Origin of the sequence: Corallococcus exercitus, from assembly GCF_003611585.1 — a bacterium.
GTDB classification, from domain to species: domain Bacteria; phylum Myxococcota; class Myxococcia; order Myxococcales; family Myxococcaceae; genus Corallococcus; species Corallococcus exercitus.
In genome coordinates, this window is sequence record NZ_RAVW01000827.1 from 1 (window position 1) to 867 (window position 867).

The window sequence follows — 867 nt, forward strand, 5'->3', positions numbered from 1 at the left end:
CGCCCGTCGTGCCCACCTCGGCCGACAGCCTCGCCTACGTGATGTTCACCTCCGGCTCCACCGGCCGGCCCAAGGGCGTCATGGTGGCCCACCGCGGCGTCGTGCGGCTGGTGTGCGGCGCGTCCTATTTCCACTTCGGCCCGGAGCACCGCTTCGTCCAGCTGGCGCCCACCGCCTTCGATGCCTCCACGCAGGAAATCTGGGGCGCGCTGCTGCACGGGGCCCAGCTGGTCCTCGCGCCGCCGCATTCACTCTCGCTGGAGGAGCTCGCGGCCCTCTTCCGCCGTCACGCTCCCACCAGCGTCATCCTCACCACGGCGCTCTTCGAGCAGATGGCGATTCACCAGGGAGAGACCCTGGCGCGGGTGCCCCAGCTCATGATTGGTGGCGACGTGATGCCCGCCGAGCGCGCCCGGCAGCACCTGGCGAAGCTGGCTCCCGGCTCCGTGCTCGTCAACGGCTACGGCCCCACGGAGAACACCACCGCCTCCACCGCGCACGTCATGACCCCGGCTTCCTCCGTCGGGCATGCGGTGCCCATCGGCAAGCCCATCGGGCAGTCCACGGCCTACGTGCTGGATACCCACCTGCGGCCCGTGCCCGTGGGCGTGGCCGGTGAGTTGTTCGTCGGCGGCGCCGGCCTCGCGTGGGGCTACCTGCGCCGTCCCGAGCTCACCGCCGAGCGCTTCGTTCCGCATCCCTTCGCCGCGACTCCTGGCGAGCGCCTCTACCGCACGGGCGACAAGGCCCGCTGGCGCGCGGACGGCACGCTGGAGTTCCTGGGCCGCACCGACTTCCAGGTGAAGGTGCGTGGCTTCCGCATCGAACCGGGCGAGGTGGAGTCCGCATTGCAGCGGCTGCCCGGTG

1 protein-coding gene is annotated in these 867 nt (G+C 71.6%); it reads left to right on the forward strand.

The features are described 5' to 3' along the window. Positions 1 to 867: amino acid adenylation domain-containing protein (locus tag D7W79_RS42360; RefSeq protein WP_120530786.1), on the forward strand; the 867-nt coding region annotated here is incomplete at both ends.